General features: G+C 39.9%; 12 protein-coding genes and 1 pseudogene. 7 read left to right on the top strand and 6 right to left on the bottom strand.

All coding sequences use genetic code 11. From position 1 onward, the window contains the following. The first annotated feature begins 52 nt into the window (after positions 1–52). From KQI66_RS05135 to KQI66_RS05125, 3 genes are all read left to right on the top strand, one after another. Entirely contained in the window at positions 53–1,444 is a 1,392-nt protein-coding gene (locus KQI66_RS05135) for an MBOAT family O-acyltransferase (protein WP_216427608.1), read from the top strand. Between the two features lie 17 nt (positions 1,445–1,461). Continuing rightward, a complete protein-coding gene (locus KQI66_RS05130) occupies positions 1,462–2,583 on the top strand; it encodes a DHHW family protein (RefSeq protein WP_216427607.1) in 1,122 nt (373 codons plus the stop codon). Between the two features lie 189 nt (positions 2,584–2,772). Continuing rightward, positions 2,773–7,674: a leucine-rich repeat protein gene (locus KQI66_RS05125; RefSeq protein WP_216427606.1), complete on the top strand. Its 4,902-nt coding sequence runs from the start codon at positions 2,773–2,775 to the stop codon at positions 7,672–7,674. Positions 7,675–7,747: 73 nt separating this feature from the next. Here KQI66_RS05125 and rfbA read toward each other — a convergent pair whose 3' ends face one another. The 3 genes and pseudogenes from rfbA to KQI66_RS11560 form a co-directional block, all read right to left on the bottom strand. Continuing rightward, the gene (gene rfbA / locus KQI66_RS05120; protein ID WP_216427605.1) at positions 7,748–8,608 is read right to left on the bottom strand and encodes a glucose-1-phosphate thymidylyltransferase RfbA; all 861 of its coding nucleotides are present in this window, start codon (positions 8,606–8,608) and stop codon (positions 7,748–7,750) included. 174 nt (positions 8,609–8,782) lie between these two features. Further along, a complete protein-coding gene (locus KQI66_RS05115) occupies positions 8,783–9,190 on the bottom strand; it encodes a hypothetical protein (protein WP_216427604.1) in 408 nt (135 codons plus the stop codon). 25 nt (positions 9,191–9,215) lie between these two features. After that, positions 9,216–9,347: pseudogene (locus KQI66_RS11560) on the bottom strand (sporulation transcriptional regulator SpoIIID); the annotation flags it as partial. Positions 9,348–9,704: 357 nt separating this feature from the next. On the opposite strand from KQI66_RS11560, the gene KQI66_RS05105 reads away from it, so the two are divergent. The 3 genes from KQI66_RS05105 (at position 9,705) to KQI66_RS05095 (ending at position 12,647) form a co-directional block, all read left to right on the top strand. Continuing rightward, positions 9,705–10,697: an ABC transporter substrate binding protein gene (locus KQI66_RS05105; RefSeq protein WP_216427602.1), complete on the top strand. Its 993-nt coding sequence runs from the start codon at positions 9,705–9,707 to the stop codon at positions 10,695–10,697. A 190-nt stretch (positions 10,698–10,887) separates the two neighbouring features. Further along, entirely contained in the window at positions 10,888–11,850 is a 963-nt protein-coding gene (locus KQI66_RS05100; protein ID WP_216427601.1) for an ABC transporter permease, read from the top strand. Continuing rightward, complete coding sequence (locus tag KQI66_RS05095) at positions 11,850–12,647, top strand: ABC transporter ATP-binding protein (RefSeq protein WP_216427600.1); 798 nt, start codon at positions 11,850–11,852, stop codon at positions 12,645–12,647. The genes KQI66_RS05100 and KQI66_RS05095 overlap by 1 nt, the downstream gene beginning before the upstream one ends. A 304-nt stretch (positions 12,648–12,951) precedes the next feature. Here KQI66_RS05095 and KQI66_RS05090 read toward each other — a convergent pair whose 3' ends face one another. Then, complete coding sequence (locus tag KQI66_RS05090; protein ID WP_216427599.1) at positions 12,952–13,779, bottom strand: nicotinate-nucleotide--dimethylbenzimidazole phosphoribosyltransferase; 828 nt, start codon at positions 13,777–13,779, stop codon at positions 12,952–12,954. 130 nt (positions 13,780–13,909) lie between these two features. Between KQI66_RS05090 and KQI66_RS05085 the strand changes: the two genes are divergently transcribed. Continuing rightward, positions 13,910–15,205, top strand: a complete 1,296-nt coding sequence (locus KQI66_RS05085) for an MATE family efflux transporter (RefSeq protein ID WP_216427598.1) — start codon at positions 13,910–13,912, stop codon at positions 15,203–15,205. A 49-nt stretch (positions 15,206–15,254) separates the two neighbouring features. Here the strand turns inward: KQI66_RS05085 and add are convergent, their stop codons facing one another. Both add and KQI66_RS05075 read right to left on the bottom strand, forming a co-directional pair. Then, positions 15,255–16,271 carry an adenosine deaminase gene (gene add / locus KQI66_RS05080; protein WP_216427597.1) on the bottom strand — a complete coding sequence of 339 codons (1,017 nt, stop codon included), beginning with the start codon at positions 16,269–16,271 and terminating at the stop codon, positions 15,255–15,257. Between the two features lie 105 nt (positions 16,272–16,376). Next, positions 16,377–17,336, bottom strand: coding sequence for a ribose-phosphate diphosphokinase (locus tag KQI66_RS05075; RefSeq protein ID WP_330655029.1), 960 nt, complete (start codon positions 17,334–17,336; stop codon positions 16,377–16,379). Positions 17,337–17,452: the final 116 nt, after the last annotated feature.

Below are 17,452 nucleotides of genomic sequence, written 5' to 3'. Positions count from 1 at the left end.
CGGTTTGGGATAATTTTTAGCAAAAATAAAACGGCAGACAGGAGAATATTCTATGGTTTTCAGCTCCACAATATTTATTTTTATATATCTCCCCATTGCATTAATGCTTTATTACATAACTCCGTTCAAATGGCGTAATCTGGTTCTTCTCATAGAAAATCTTGTTTTCTACGGCTGGGGCGAACCCGTTTATGTTTTTCTTATGCTTGCATCGGTTGCGGTGGATTATTTTCTTGCATTAATGATTGAACGCTCACACAACAAAGGCGAAAAAGGCAAAAAATGGCTTATAATATCCATTATAATAAATATAGGCCTTCTTGTACTTTTTAAATACCTTACATTTATATGTGACACATTAAACGCTTTGTTCTCTTTGAACATAGCTTTAAAAATGAATATAGTAATGCCCATAGGCATATCCTTCTACACCTTCCAGAAAATGTCCTATGTAATAGACGTTTACAGAAACGACTGCAAGGCACAGCACAGCTTTACTGCCTTCGGTACATATGTCAGCCTGTTTCCGCAGCTTATTGCCGGCCCGATCGTTAAATATCGTGATGTTGCCGAGCAGATGGAAACGAGAAATACATCGGTTGACAAATTTTCCGACGGCGTATGTGTTTTTATTGTCGGTCTTTGCAAAAAAGTATTACTTGCGAACAGTATCGGTATTCTTTGGGATACGCTTTATAACAGCGGAAATCTGTCCGTTCTCGGTGCATGGCTTGCCGTTGCCGCTTTCACCTTCCAGATTTACTTCGACTTTTCCGGATATTCGGACATGGCAATCGGCTTGGGAAAAATGCTCGGCTTTGAGTTTAAAGAGAATTTCGATTATCCGTACATATCCAAATCCGCAACGGAATTCTGGCGTCGCTGGCATATATCCCTTTCCACATGGTTTCGTGAATATGTTTATATTCCTCTCGGCGGCAACCGAAAAGGTAAACTCCGTTGGTATATAAACATACTTATCGTCTGGGCGGCAACCGGTCTTTGGCACGGTGCAAGCTGGAACTTTATTGCATGGGGATTATTCTATGCCTTCTGGCTCATAATCGAAAAGCTGTTTTTGCTCAAACACCTTGAAAAAGGCAGAATACTTCCGCACATATATGCAATACTCATTGCAATGCTCGGCTGGGCATTATTCGCCTGCAACTCATTGTCGGAAGGCTTAACGCTTATCGGCTCAATGTTCGGAATAGGCGTATCGGCATTGGCTTCGCAGTCGGATATATTTTATCTTGTGAGCTATATGCCGTTGTTTGTGATACTTATAATCGCATCATCACCTTTAGTTAAAAACGCTTTCTTGTGCATTCCGGAAAAGAGCCGCAATGTACTGACTCTGATTTTATGCTTATTCGGTCTGATATTATGCACAGCATCCATAATAAGCTCCGGTTATAATCCGTTTTTGTATTTCAGATTTTGAGGCAGGTGAAAAACTAAATGAAGAAATTCTCAAAAATATTAACAGGAATATTCATCGCATGGATTGCGGTATTCATGCTTGCCATAATAGCATTGCCTGATAAAAGCTTTTCGGAAACCGAAAACCGATATTTGGCACAAAAGCCCGATTTTTCATTATCGGCATTGAAAAGCGGCAAATTCGCAAAGGATTTCGAAAGCTATATAAACGATCAGTTTGCCGGAAGAAACCTCTTTGTAAAGCTCAACACTCTTTCCGAATATGTCGTTGGCCAGAGAGAAATAAACAACGTATTTATCGGCAAAGACGGAACTCTCATGGGTGCACCTGTGTCCGAGGAAAGCATCGGGAATATGCAGAATACCGTTTCGGCAATAAACAGCTTTGCCGAAAAAACCAATGTACCTGTATATTTTGCACTTATACCGAGTGCCTATGACATATGCACCGAAGAACACAGAAACAGCTTTCCGTCATCAGATGAAAAATCGATTATTCAAAGCCTGTACGAAATGTCCGATGCTGAATGTATAGATATTTATGATGCACTCAGTTCTCACAGCAATGAATATATTTATTACAAAACCGACCACCATTGGACAAGCCTCGGTGCTTACTACGGTTACAGAACGATAGCCGATACAATGAATTTAGAGGCGAAAGATATTTCCGAAATGTCCGACACAACGGTAAACAGCGATTTTTACGGAACACTATATTCCAAAGTACCTCTGTTCTGGCTTAAAGGTGACGAAATACATACCTATGTTTCCGACAACGGAGTAAACGTAAAATCCTTCAACGGAAAGGACTGGTCGGACTCAAAACTTTATTTTGACGAAAATCTCAACATAAAGGATAAGTACACCTATTTCTTAGGTCAGAACGAACCGTTGATAGTTATAAACACAGAAAATACCGACAAACCTAAGCTTTTAATTATCCGAGATTCTTACAGCGACTCTCTTGCTCCATTTCTGACACAGAATTTTTCGGAAATACATTTACTGGATCCAAGATATTACAAGTTATCTGTTGCGGATTATGTTGCGGATAACAATATAGACAGTGTAATTATATGCTACAGTCTGTCAAATTTTTCAGAGGATAAAAATTTATCGCTTGTTTTGTCACGATGATTTTAATATCTCATACAAATAAAACCTTGAACCGATTGGATTTTTTAGCTCGAATGGTCCGATTTTTGCGTATAGCGGAAATCGGATTATTTTTTTATTGACAACTAAATAAAATTTTAATAATATCGCTGTTAGGATGTCCTAACCTAAATTTATTAAAAATATTATTAAATTTACAAAGGAGTAGCTATGAAATCACAACACAGAAGAAAACAAGTTGCCATGGCTGCCGTTGCAGCTATACTTTCAATGAGCACCGCCTGCCCTACCGTTACAGCTATGGCAGAAAGCAACAACATTGAAAATCTCGACGAAAATAATGATGTTATCAACGGCGAAAACGAAGTCAATGACGAAGAAGAAGTTAATGACAAAGTTGACAAGGACGTTGATAATGAAATCGACAACGAAGAAGAAATCAATGATGAAAACAATTCAGACGATTTAGACGAGTCTATCGACGACATTTCCTATGAAAACGAATTGGATTTACAGGACGCTGATATTGCACTTTATGCAGTTGATGATGTATTCGAAGTCGGTTCACTCACATATAAAGTTTTATCCGCTGACACAGTACAGGTCGGAGATGGCGATACAGCCATGACCGGTCTTTCCGGAAGTGTAACGATTCCTTCAAGCGTTAAATACGGCGGAACAACCTACAATGTTACAGCAATCGGCGACAAAGCATTTCTCAGATGCTCGGATATTACATTTCTTGAAATTCCCGATACTGTAACAGCAATAGGTAGACTTGCTCTTGCGGACTTGAACGTAAACACAATCACAATACCGGATTCAGTTGAAACACTCGGAGATAACGTGCTTTCCGGTGCAACAATGACAAGCGTAACACTTTCTTCAAAGCTTAGAACAATCCCTGACAGAGCATTCAATAGTTGCCCTAACCTCAGAGAAGTTACTATTCCCGACAGTGTTACAAAAATTGAAACATATGCCTTCAACAGCTGTAGCTCACTTACAACGATAACAATACCTAAAAACGTAGAATACATCGGAAAACAGGCCTTCTGGAGCTCCGCTCTCACAAATGTAACAATCGAAGGCAACAGCCTTACGGAAATCGATGACCTTGCTTTTGCTTTCTGCGAATCACTTAAGACCATCAACATTCCGTCATCAATCGAAACAATCGGAGAACAGGCTTTCCAGCATTGCGGAGTTCTTAAAACAACAGGACTTGAAACCGGCACAAGCAATCTTACAAGCATAGGAACCGAAGCTTTTTCATCAACTATGATTAAGTCAATTTCAATTCCGTCAACATGCACTGATATAAATAAAAATGCTTTCACAAGATGCTCAAAGCTCCAGGAAATCAATGTTGATGAAGAAAACAGCAAATATTCAAGCGAAGACGGTATTCTTTATGACAAAAACAAAGAAACTCTTTATTTATATCCGGCCGCAAAAACAGGTTCTTCCTACACAACTCCGGACGGCTTAAAAACAATCGGTGCTTACGCATTTGAAGAAAACCAGCGTTTAAGAGATGTTACAATAACTGACGGAGTTGAAACAATCGAACGTTCAGCCTTCCAGGGTGCAGGTGTTGAAACGGTCATTATGCCCGACTCGGTAACATCAATAGGCGAATTAGCTTTCTACAACAGCAAATCATTATCGGAAATTACTCTTTCCAAAAACTTAAAAGAAATTCTGGACTATATTTTCTATAACTGCTCATCACTTTCGGAGATTGAAATTCCGGCTTCAGTTAAGAAAATCGGTACCAGCATACTCTACGGCTGTGAAAGCCTCGAAAAGGTAACAATAAAGTCACCTGAGCTTACATCAATCAGCTCATCAGCCTTCAGCGGTACTCCCGACGATGTTGAATTTGATGTCGAAACAAACGCAATCAAAAATATGCTTATTGACACATGTGGTGTATCGGCGGACAACATAACTTCGGCAGGAAAAGATCCCAAGCCATCAATCGAGAACTTCACACTTGACGGAATATATTACAAGGTTCTTTCCGATCCGACAGACACTGCAAACGGAACGGTTCAGGTCGGAAGCGGATATTCAGGTTCCTTCGAAGTAACATTGGAAATGGCTAATTTAGTAACAATTCCCGAAACAGTTACGGAAGAAGCAACAGGAAATACATACACAGTCATTGCTATCGGAGAAAATGCCTTTGCCGCAGCTTGGGATTCAAGTTGGGAAGATAATAGACCGTCAAGAATTAAAAATATATCTATTCCAAAGACCGTAACAAGCATAGGCAAAAATGCCTTTTATAACGCAAGTAATCTTGAAACTATCACATTTGCCGAAGGCAGTCAGCTTACATCTATCGGAGAAAACACTTTTGATACTTGCACAAGTCTTAAAGAAATAGCACTTCCAGACGGATTTAAAACAATCGGAGAAGCCGCTTTTGCCGACTGCAAGGCTCTCAAAACAGCTACAGTCGGAAATACTCTTGAAGAAATCGGTACAGAAGCCTTCAAGCGTTCAGGTCTTGAATCAATCAACCTTCCCGCAACATTAAAGACAATCGGCACAGATGCTTTCTACGAATGCAACAGCCTTAAATCAATAAATGTTTCCGGAACAGGAGCATACACAAGCGAAGACGGCGTTCTTTTATCAGACAGAGGCAAAACTCTCTTAGTTTACCCTGCTGCAAAGACAACAACAGAATACACTGTTCCCGATTCGGTAGAAGCAATCACAGACAAGGCATTCTACGGAAACACAAGAATTATCGAACTCAACACAGGTAAGAATACAAAGACAATAGGCAAAAATGCTTTCGGAAACATGAGTGCTCTCACAACATTAACTATGGAAAACTCCGTTGAATCCTTAGGAGAGATGGCATTCTATTTCAGCAGCTGGAGCAGCTCAAGTAAGCTTGAATCGGTTACTCTTTCCGAAAAGCTTAAATCTCTTCCGAAGTATTGTTTCCGCGGCTGCAACTCATTGGAGGAATTAACAATTCCTAAGAGCGTTGAGCTTATCGACAGCGATTCGATTCCTTCATCGGTTGAAAATGTAACAATCAAATCAACAGGCGAAACAAGCGAAAGCTTAGTTGTAAAATCAGCCAACACATCTGCTAAATACAGAGTTGCTACAGAATCCGTTAAAGCAAAGCTTGTTGAATACGGAGTTCCCGAAGCAAACATAACAGTTGACGATACTCTTCTTGAGGACGGCGTTAAAGAGCCTTCATTCACAAAGAACGGTATTTCATACACAGTTACGGCAGATCCTACCGAAACAGAGCCCGGCGTAGTTTCTATCGAAAGCGTTGACAAAACAGTTGTTAACAAAGCCGGAGATTACACAATAGCCGGAACAGTAAGAAACAACGGTTATAACTATGTAGTAAAAGAAATCAAAGCAAGTGCTTTCAACGGTTGTGACAACATTGAATCAATCACAGTTCCCAACACAGTTGAAAAGCTCGGAGTAAATGCTATTGCCGGAAACTTAAACCTTAAATCAATTACATTTGAGACCGGCAGCAAGCTTACAACAATCGAAAACGGTGCTCTTTCCGACAACGGAAAGCTTGAAGCAATCACAATTCCCGCAAGCGTTAAAAATATCGGTGATTACATACTCGGTTGGAATTACAGCTTAGCAACAGTTGAATTCGAAGAAGGAACAACTCTCGACAACATCGGCAAGGGAATGTTATTCAGAGATGAGGCTCTCTCTTCAATTACTCTTCCTTCAACAGTAACAGTTATAAACGACGAAGCTTTCTATAACTGCAAGGCCTTAATTGAAATTGATTTAAGCAACATTGATGAAATCGGTGCGTATGCTTTCTATAATTGTGCATCACTCAAGGAAGCAATATTATCAAATGATGTAACAGAATTAAACGATGCTGCATTCTATGGCTGCTCATCACTTGAGAAAGTAAAATTAAGTGAAAAGCTTACTAAGCTTGGCGACCTTATCAGCGAGGACGCAGAAGAAGATGTTAAGGGCGTATTTTCCGGCTGCACTTCACTCAAGGAAATCGTTATTCCTAAGGGAGTAAACACCATCGGCAAGAACACATTCAACGGCTGCGAAAATCTCAGAAGAGTTATAATCGAAACAAGCTCACTTAAGAAGGTTGGAGCAAACGCTTTCAACGATGTGTCACCCGAAGCAGTATTCGTTGTTAAAAACAATGCTGCAAAGGACGAGCTTATAAGCGGTGGAAACATCAGCAAGGATAAAATAATCGTAACAGATGAGCTTGAAAGCATTCTTAAAAAAGCCGAAAACGCTAAGAAATCAAGCTACACAACAGATAAATACGAAACTCTTGTAAACGAAATCAACAATGCAAAGGATATTCTTTCAAAGCTTGACACAGTTACACCGGAAGAGTTCAACAATGCGGTTGATTCATTAACAACAGCATATAACGACAAAAAGAAGGACAACAACAGCGGTAGTCACGGCGGCAGTTACACACTTGACAACATAACAGGTGAAAATAAGAACAACAATAACAACAAGCCTTCAACAGAAGAGCCCGACAATGCATACGATCCTAAGGACGCTTCAAACTATGTAGACATCATTAACCACTATGCTTATACATATGTTAAGGACGCTATCGAAGAAGGTCTTATAAAGGGCGACACAGCAACAGCTTTCAATCCCGATAGAGCACTCTCAAGACAGGAGGCAGTTTATATGCTCTATATGCTTGACGGTGCGGATTACAGCGGAAACTCTGTATTCACAGACGTCTACAACAACAATCCTTATGCAGACGCTATTATGTGGGCATATGAAAACGGCATTGTAAGCGGTATCGGCGACGGTTTATTTGCTCCGACAGCAAACGTAACCCGTGAGCAGATGGCAGCCTTCATATACAGATACTTCACATTCAAGGGCATTGATGCATCAGACAGAGCCGCAGTTACAGGCTTCAACGATTATTCATCAATCTCCGAATATGCTATTGATAATATCTCATGGGCAGTTGCAAAGGGAATATACAAAGGAAGAACGGACAACACAATCGCTCCTAAGGATAACATCACAAAGGCTGAGGCTGCAATAACAGCACAGAACATTAAAGGCATTCTTTAATAAATAAGCTATAATACAAAAAGTAAGGCTTCCGACGAAATCGTCGGAAGCCTTTTTGCCAGCTGAAAAATAATCAAAGCTTATTCATTATATATTTTCCGTATTTTGTTTTTTCAAGCTCCTTGCCAAGCTTATGGAGCTCATCTCTTGAAATCCAGCCGTTATCATATGAGCATTCCTCGATACAAGCCACATATTTGCCTGTTTCTGCCTGGATTTTTCTTATTACCTCTCCACCTGCAAGAAGGCTGTCCTCTGTTCCGGCATCAAGCCAGACAAAATCCTTTCCGAGAGTTACAACATTAAGAGCGCCAAGCTTTAAATATTCGTTGTTTACCGATGTTATTTCAAGCTCGCCTCTTGCCGAAGGCTGAACATTTTTTGCAATCTCTACAACTCTGTTATCATAGAAATAAAGTCCGGGAACAATATAGTTTGACTTAGGATTTTCCGGCTTTTCCTCAATGCTTATTGCCTTTCCGTTTTCATCAAACTCAACAACGCCGAAGGCTCTCGGATCATCTACATAAACACCGAATATTGTTGCTCCGACTGTGTTCTGCTGTGCTTTATCAAGGCATTCCTTAAGTCCGTCGCCATAGAATACGTTGTCACCGAGCACAAGGCATACGGAATCGTCACCGATAAACTCTTCGCCGACAATAAATGCGTCCGCTATACCTCTCTGAACAAACTGCTCCTTGTAGCTTATGTTCATTCCCAATGAACTGCCGTCACCGAAAAGTCTTTCAAACTGTTCAAGGTCATAAGGCGGAACTATGATAAGTACATCTTTTATTCCGGCATGCTGAAGAACCGCAAGCGGATAATAAATCATCGGTTTATCATAAATAGGAAGCAACGGTTTGCAAACCGGCTTAGTCATAGGGTATAATCTTGTTCCTTTTCCTGCCGCTAATATTATTCCTTTCAAAATTCATCTCTCCTCAAATCGTATATCTTTAGTGTATAATCAATACATTGATTGTATATTGTTTCATTTGTATATATGAAAGCACTGTTACCGAATATATTTTACCATTTTACGACATGTACGTCAATAAATACTTACCTCTCAAAAGACATTTATACCAGTTTTTAGTTGAAATCATACAATAATTTTAACTAATCCGCTTGACTCCGCATATATGCCTTTTACGACATTTTTTATAAATACATTCTCCTGCAATGCCATATCTATCAGCTTATTTATATCCGTCAGATATTCGTTTACTATGTTTTTCATTTTTTCATAACTGTCATATTGATTTTTATTTTTTTCAATAAGCTTGTCTGTTTCCGACAACCTTTCTTTAAGCTCATGCAACTCTATTATATCGTTTTCATACATATTAATAAGCTTGACTCTCTGTCTTTTCAGCTTAGATATATCGACATCATTATTCATACTGTTTTGTTTTTCTGTCTGCCGTATTACTTCTGCCTTTACCTTATCCATAAAAGCGTCTTTATCGGTAGAAACCCGGCAATAGGCTGCGGCTCGCAATGCTGCCATAAAAATCACCGCCGGTTAAAAATGTCTTTTTCGTTACTGCCGTATGAACGGTACTTTTGCTTATGCCGAACTTTTTCGCCGTTTCTCTCACTGTTGATTTTGAACTGATAATAAAATTTGCAACCTCTACTGCTCTTTGTTCTATATAACTTTTCAAAATAACACTCCTGTTTTAAATATATTTCAGTTATTTATATGAAAAACTGTATATAAATATTCGGACAGACCGATATGCTAATACATCTGCTTATATCACTGTTGCAGTTTAAAGTTTTAAAATATGTCATAAAAAATCTACTGTTAATTTGTTATAAATTCCTATACTAAGCAGCATTATTTGAACAATCTATATTTTTTCACAGCAAAAAGCCATTAAAAGCGCAAAAATCTATACATTTTTTAACCGTTCTATGACAATTTAGCGATTGAAAGCTTTAAACAAGCGTTGTATAATAAGCTTAACCGTTTGTGAGGCAAACGGAGCAAATTTTTTATTTTTTAGGAGGAAATTATTATGAAGAGATTTTTAGCGACAGTTGTTGCTGTTACTACTGCTCTTGCTCTTACAGCATGCGGAAGCAGTTCAACAAACACAACAACAGATGACAAATCAGCAGAAAACACAGAAACCACAGACGATACAACATATAAAATCGGTGTTCTCCAGCTTACACAGCATGCGGCACTCGACAAAGCAAACGAAGGCTTTATCGCTGCTCTTGACGAATCAGGCATTAAATACGAAGTTGACCAGCAGAACGCATCAGGCGAACAGTCAGCATGCCAGACAATCGCTGAAAAGCTTGTAAACGACGGAAACGACCTTATCTATGCAATCGCTACACCTGCAGCTCAGGCTGTTGCCGGTGTTACATCAGAAATTCCCATCGTTCTTTCAGCCGTAACTGACCCTGCGGAAAGCGGTCTTGTTGCTTCTAACGATGCACCCGGCGGAAACGTAACAGGTACATCAGACCTTACACCCGTAAAAGAACAGATCGAACTTCTTAAACAGATTCTTCCCGATGCTAAGACAGTAGGTATCCTCTTCTGCTCATCAGAATCTAACTCAGAAATTCAGGCTGCTATGGCAAGAGAGGCTTGCGAAGCAAACGGTCTTGAACACATCGATTTCACAGTTTCATCTTCAAATGAAATCCAGACAGTTGTTGAATCAATGGTTGGCAAAGTAGACGTTATATATGCACCTACTGACAACACAATCGCTGCCGGTATGCCTACAGTAAGCATGATTGCAACAGACAATGGCCTTCCTATCATCTGCGGCGAACAGGGTATGGTTGATGCAGGTGGTCTTGCTACATACGGAATTGACTACTATCAGCTTGGCTACATGGCTGGCCAGATGGCAGTAGAAATCCTCAGAGACGGTGCAGATCCTGCAACAATGCCTATTGGATATCTTTCAGCAGATCAGTGCGAACTTTCTGTTAACGATGAAACAGCAGCCGCTTTAGGTATTGACGTTTCAGGTCTTAAAAAATAAGAAGTAAAAACTATTAATTACAGAAGCTGTGTCCGGCACAAAGCCGAGGCACAGCCTTCTGTACGTTTAAAAACAGTCTGTCAGGTATAAGGTGTATACAGTAAAATAGTATACCTCTTATACCTGATAAACTATCAATCAGGTATGAAAAACAAAGAAAATAAAAGGTTATAAAAATGGGGGTTATTTAATGAACGGTTTACTTACATCCCTTATGGGTGCTACTGCACAGGGCGTTTTATGGGGCATCATGGCGCTCGGTGTATACATTACTTATAAGCTTCTTAAAATATCCGACCTTACGGTTGACGGAAGCTTTGCTCTCGGCGGCTGTGTATGTGCAGTCCTTATTTTAGGCGGCATGAGTCCGGCTTTAGCCACTCTTATTGCTATAATTGCCGGTCTTGCGGCAGGTGCCGTTACCGGTATTCTTCACACGGTATTCAATATTCCGGCTATACTTTCCGGTATACTTACACAGATTTCTCTTTGGTCAATCAACTTAAGAATAATGAGCGGCAAAAGCAACCTTCCGCTTCTTAACTCCGAAACAATAATAAGCTTTTTTGTAGGTCGTTCCGGAAGCTCAACTATTGAATCGGCATCGGGCTTTGCAAAGGCTCTCGGTATGACACAGTCAACAGCGTCACTTATTATCGGTATTGTTATTGCTGTTGTAATAGTAGCTATTTTATATTGGTTCTTCGGAACAGAAATCGGCAGTGCCTTAAGAGCAACCGGTAACAACGAAGCTATGATAAGAGCTCTCGGCGTAAACACAAACCGCACAAAGCTTCTTGCTCTTATGATTTCAAATGCCCTTGTTTCATTCTCCGGCGCTCTCGTTGCACAGAGCCAGAAATATGCCGATGTCGGCATGGGAACAGGTGCAATCGTTGTTGCTCTTGCCTCTATCGTAATCGGTGAAGTTTTCTTCAAATATGCAAGAAACTTTGCATTAAAGCTTACTTCGGCAGTTGTCGGTGCAATCGTATATTTCATAATTCGTGCCGTAGTTCTCCGTCTTGGTATGAATGCTAACGACATGAAACTTCTCTCTGCTATAATCGTTGCCGTTTCACTCTGTATCCCTGTTGTAACACAGCGTATAAAAGAGAAGCAGGCATATTCGGAAGAAGGAGGCGAAGAATAATGCTTAACATTGTAAACGTAAGAAAAACCTTCAACAAAGGTACCATAAATGAAAAGAAAGCATTACGCGGTGTAAATCTTCATCTTGATGAAGGTGACTTTGTTACTATAATCGGAGGAAACGGTGCCGGTAAATCAACAACGCTTAACATGATAGCCGGTGTTTATCCCATTGATTCGGGAAAAATAGAAATCGACGGCATTAATATTTCAAGAGAGCCTGAATACAAACGTGCCAAATACATCGGCCGTGTGTTCCAGGATCCTATGCTCGGAACAGCCGCCGATATGGAAATACAGGAAAATCTTGCTCTTGCACTCAGAAGAGGCCAAAAAAGAGGTCTTGGCTGGGGCATAAAATCAGAAGAAAAGGAAATATATCACGAACAGCTCAAAAGACTCGGTCTTGGTCTTGAGGACAGAATGTCAAGCAAGGTAGGACTTCTTTCCGGCGGTCAGCGTCAGGCACTTACTCTGCTCATGGCTACTCTTAAAAAGCCTAAGCTTCTTCTTCTTGACGAGCATACAGCGGCTCTTGACCCTAAAACAGCCGCAAAGGTTCTTGAACTCACAAACGAAATGGTAACCGGCGAACATCTTACTGCACTCATGGTAACACATAACATGAAAGATGCTATTGCAATCGGAAACCGACTTATAATGATGAACAACGGCAAAATAATATATGATGTTGCCGGAGATGAAAAGAAAAACCTTACGGTTGATGACCTTCTCGTTAAATTCAGCGAGGCGGCAGGCGAAGAGCTTTCAAACGACCGTATGATGCTTGCAAAATAAATTAACCGCAAAATTAATGGCATATGGGTGTCAAACCCATATGCCTTATTAGTTGTCGACAAAGTCGACAACTAAGCCGAAATCTTGTCATGACTTTTGCTTTGCAAAAGTTGCTACGCAACCGCACCTTCTTGTGCGGTCAGCAATTTCGACTTGTTTAAACAGAGGCATGAATAGCTCATTCCATCGGCTAAAGCCTTGAAACTATTGACCATGCAAGATAGTATGGTGGCGAAGCAACTTTCGTTTACGAAAGTCATGACTATTGTTTCCTAATACCTTCTGCTGTACAAAATAACTTTATCTAAAATTTAAAAGCTGCTAATGCAATTTTCATAACTGCCAGTGCCACAGAAACACCTTCCACCGTTCTTTCCGTTTGAATATCCGTTATCGGTTCAATATTCATTGTTTCAAATATCTGTCGGCTTATTTCCGATTGACAACAACCTGCAACAGCTATATTTTTAACCTTAGGCTCTATTGCATATGCCATAAACGCCGCAACGGCAGATATATCATCATCAATCATAACCGGCATATCGCAAAGCACTCCTCCGAGAAACAGTCCGGACATTGCCGCAATTTCAAAGCTTCCTACTGTGCTCAATATCCTGTTTACCGACTTAAAGCTATATTTCGATACGATTTCTTTTGCACAATCTGATATAGCATTATACCCTGTCAAAGCATACAGCACAGCCTCCATCGGAATATTTCCGCCGCTGTTTATCGATGATGCACCGATAATTTTATAATCTCCGATTTTTAACGACTTAACCATTTCTATGCCGCTTCTTACCGCAAACGCCATACTTTCGTCGGACATTGCCGGTTTATACATTATATTTTCCGTACCGTCAGCCGTCTTTCTGTCTATGAGCCATTCACTCATTGCTTTGTCCCTTATGCCTGCATTCAATGTGAATACGTCTGCATCAGCCGCTTTTGCCATTCGGCTGTACTCCGATTCGCCTCCGGCTGTTTTTACCGCAATTTCCGCTATACTGCTGTCGGCTATTCCGTTGTCGGCACACATAATAACAACTGCCGATTTAGAAATATCAGCCTTGCCTTTTTTCTGTATATATGCAATTTTATCCAACGTTTTATATATATTTATAAACTTCATTTTCAATACCTCTCAAGTTTATTATTCCTAAATATTAGTATAAAAAATTATCTGTGTCAAACATTGACACTTCAGCTCATACAGTGCTACAATTCATAGGCACATCAAATATTTTAATGGAGAAATTTCAATGCGAAAACAGTTTTATAAATATGTTATTCCATCTGTTCTTGCCTTCGCCTTATCCGGCGTATATGCAATAGTAGACGGATTTTTTATCGGAAACAGTGTCGGCGACATCGGTCTTGCCGCAATAAACATAGCCTATCCCATAACAGCATTTATTCAGGCAATAGGAACCGGAATAGGAATAGGAGGTTCGGTGGAGCTTTCCATAAACATCGGAAAAAACGATATTAAGGCTCAAAAAAGCTATTTTACAGCCACAATATTTATGCTTATATTGGCAAGTATACTCTGTACCGCAATATTATATTTTTCATCACCGAGGCTTTTGACTGTTTTCGGTGCGGAAGGTGAGCTCCATTCCTATGCAATGGATTATATAAGTATAATAATATTGGGTTCAGTATTTCAGATAATGGGTACGGGACTTGTTCCGCTCATAAGAAATGTAGTTACATCATCAGCTGCAATGCTCGCCATGCTTGTCGGTTTTGCAACAAATATAATCCTTGACTACACACTTATATATATTTATTCCTTAGGCATTGCCGGTGCAGCAATCGCTTCAATAACCGGACAGGGACTTACAATGGCAATATGTATAGGAATACTTGCAAAAAAATCAAACTATTTTTCGGTAACGGCAATAGGTAGCTTAAGCGGATTTATAGATCTTGTAAAACATATAATTGCTGTCGGACTTTCGCCATTCGGCCTTACGTTTTCACCGAATATTACACTTATAGTAATAAATAAAAGCGCAATAGTAAATGGCGGAGATGTTGCCGTATCATGCTATGCGGTCATTGCTTATATTCTTTGTGTTGTACAGCTTCTTTTACAGGGTGTCGGCGATGGCTGTCAACCCATATTGAGCCGTTATTACGGAGAAGGAAACAAAAAGCTTTTAAAGCTTAACAGAAGTATAGCCTACAGATTTACATTTGCACTTTCTCTGGTATGTACCGTGCTTATGATTGTCTTGCGCAGTCAGATACCTATACTTTTCGGAACATCTGAAAGCGTTGCAGAGGCCTGTGCAAATGCCTTTCCAATATTCTCTGCCGGATTGATATTCTTCGGCTTCACAAGAGTTACAACATCATATTTTTATGCAACACAACATTCTCTTCCGGCTTATGTGCTCATATACGGCGAGCCTGTTCTGTTGTTTATTATATTGTTGTTTATACCTCATATTTTCGGAATAAACGGCGTATGGGCGGCAACACCGATTGTCCAGGTAATTATGGCCTGCTTAAGCCTTATAATTTCTAATAGAAAGAAATACAAAATATAAAACAATTCCTCTGCCGCAATGACAGAGGAATATTTTTTGCTTATTTGGATTATTTATAATATTTTTCAAGTCTTTCTATTAACGGCTGTTTTTCTTCCTCCGGCATAAATGATGCTTTTACGGAATTTATGTTCATCTTGATAAGATCTTTATATTCAAAGCCCATCTGATTAAGGCATCTGTCATATTCCTTATCAAGGTTTATATCCGACAATATCATGTTGTCGGTATTTATGGTTATATTCATACCCATATCAAAAAGCTTTTTCGCCGGATGCTCCTCATAGCTCGGCTGTGACTGACACTGTATATTGCTTGTCGGGCATATTTCAAGAGTAACGCCTTCTTTAATGGCGCTTTTGCAAAGCTCTTTATCATCAAATATATGATGTCCATGTCCTATTCTTTTAGATCCGAAATCCATTGCATCTCTTACGGTATCAGGACCCTGACTGTCACCGGCATGACATGTGAACGGTATGCCAAGCTCCTTTGCCAGATCAAATATCGGGTGGAAATTTTTAAGCGGCACAATGCCTTCCGCACCGGCAAGATCTATTCCGCAAATGCCTTTTCCGAGATAATCCTTTGCAAGTCTTACCGTTTCTAGATTTTCCTCCATATTTGCGGTTTCCGGGCCAACGCTCATTGTACAGCATATAACACCGATTTTAATCGACGGACAATTCTCTATACCTTTGTTTATTCCGTCAATAACCGCCTCTATTGCATCTTTCTGTGTAAGTCCGTTTCTTGTATGTAACTGTGGTGCAAAACGTATCTCTGCATATGCAAGCCCCTGTCCGGCCAAAAGCTCAACAAGCTCTTTTGCGGTTCTGGATATTGCCGAACTGTCCTGCATTATCTGAAGTGGCATTTCAAATCTTTCAAGATATTCGTTTACACTTCGGCAATCGGCTGTCACCACAATAAATTTTTTAAAATCGTCTATATTGTCAGCAGGAAGTTTTATATTACGTTCCTTTGCCATTTCCCATGCGGACTCAGGCAACATAGAACCGTCCAAATGCAAATGCAGATCAAGCTTCGGAAAATCATATTTCATAATAAAATCACTCCTATCAGGTATATCCAAAAAATAATTTTTATCTGTCCTCAATTTTAAAACAGGCCGATTTCAAACGAAACCGACCTGTGAATTATACATATATTAGTCAAATAATGTAGAAATTGAAATACCCTCATGGATACGATTAATTGCATCGGCAAAAATAGGTGCAACCGAAAGCTCTTTAATCTTAGAAATCTTCTTTTCGGGAGGAAGCTGTATTGTGTTAAGCACAACAAGCTCATTTATAGGTGAATCCTGAATTCTGTCGATTGCAGGGCCTGATAATACGGCATGAGTACAGCAGGCGTCTACCTCGATAGCTCCTCTTTCAACGAGTGCTCTTGCGGCATTGCAGATTGTTCCGGCTGTATCGATCATATCGTCAACAAGGATTACTCTCTTGCCGTCTACGTTACCGATAATATTCATAATTTCGCTGACATTTGCTTTAGGTCTTCTCTTATCGATGATAGCGATAGGAATATCAACTCTTGTTGCAAAGCTTCTTGTTCTGCCTACGCTTCCGAGGTCAGGTGAAACTGCAACAAACTCATCAAGCTGGTCAGCATATTTTTCACGATAGTAATTTGTAAGTATGGGATTTCCCTGAAGATGATCCACAGGAATATCAAAGAAGCCCTGAATCTGAGCACAATGTAAATCCATTGTAAGGACTCTGTCTGCTCCAGCTGTTGTTATAAGATTAGCTACGAGCTTAGCACTGATTGGATCTCTTGCTCTTGCCTTTCTATCCTGTCTTGCATAGCCATAGTAAGGAATAACAGCTGTAATTCTTCCGGCTGATGCTCTTCTCATTGCATCAATCATAATAAGTAATTCCATAAGGCTGTCATTAACAGGCTGTGATGTAGACTGGATAATATAAACATCCGCACCACGGATTGTCTCGTTAATTTTTACGGAAATTTCACCGTCACTGAACTGTGTAACCTCTGCCTCTCCAAGTGAAAGGAAAAGATTCTTTGCTATTGCCTTTGCAAGTTCAGGGTTTGAGTTGCAGGAAAAAACTTTAATATTGCTTCTGCCTGTGTACATCATTTCAATTTGTCCCCCTATTCGGTAATCAGTCATTTTCGGCTTCACATAGCCATTCCACTATATATGGTACAACACAATATATCAAAATTCAACATAAAAACTATTCAAATTTTTAC

It is taken from the genome of Anaerotignum sp. MSJ-24, from assembly GCF_018918145.1.
Taxonomy (GTDB): Bacteria; Bacillota; Clostridia; order Lachnospirales; family Anaerotignaceae; genus Metalachnospira.
Note: the sequence above shows the minus strand (reverse complement) of the source record. Positions and strands in the feature narration are given on the sequence as shown.

Bases quoted from the DNA above. Each gene is read 5' to 3' on its own strand.
- KQI66_RS05125 (WP_216427606.1), top strand. From the start codon at position 2,773: ATGAAATCACAACACAGAAGAAAACAAGTTGCCATGGCTGCCGTTGCA.
- KQI66_RS05130 (WP_216427607.1), top strand. From the start codon at position 1,462: ATGAAGAAATTCTCAAAAATATTAACAGGAATATTCATCGCATGGATT.
- KQI66_RS05105 (WP_216427602.1), top strand. From the start codon at position 9,705: ATGAAGAGATTTTTAGCGACAGTTGTTGCTGTTACTACTGCTCTTGCT.
- KQI66_RS05075 (WP_330655029.1), bottom strand. From the start codon at position 17,336: ATGATGTACACAGGCAGAAGCAATATTAAAGTTTTTTCCTGCAACTCA.
- KQI66_RS05095 (WP_216427600.1), top strand. From the start codon at position 11,850: ATGCTTAACATTGTAAACGTAAGAAAAACCTTCAACAAAGGTACCATA.
- KQI66_RS05135 (WP_216427608.1), top strand. From the start codon at position 53: ATGGTTTTCAGCTCCACAATATTTATTTTTATATATCTCCCCATTGCA.
- KQI66_RS05100 (WP_216427601.1), top strand. From the start codon at position 10,888: ATGAACGGTTTACTTACATCCCTTATGGGTGCTACTGCACAGGGCGTT.
- KQI66_RS05085 (WP_216427598.1), top strand. From the start codon at position 13,910: ATGCGAAAACAGTTTTATAAATATGTTATTCCATCTGTTCTTGCCTTC.
- KQI66_RS05090 (WP_216427599.1), bottom strand. From the start codon at position 13,779: ATGAAGTTTATAAATATATATAAAACGTTGGATAAAATTGCATATATA.
- KQI66_RS05115 (WP_216427604.1), bottom strand. From the start codon at position 9,190: ATGGCAGCATTGCGAGCCGCAGCCTATTGCCGGGTTTCTACCGATAAA.
- add (WP_216427597.1), bottom strand. From the start codon at position 16,271: ATGAAATATGATTTTCCGAAGCTTGATCTGCATTTGCATTTGGACGGT.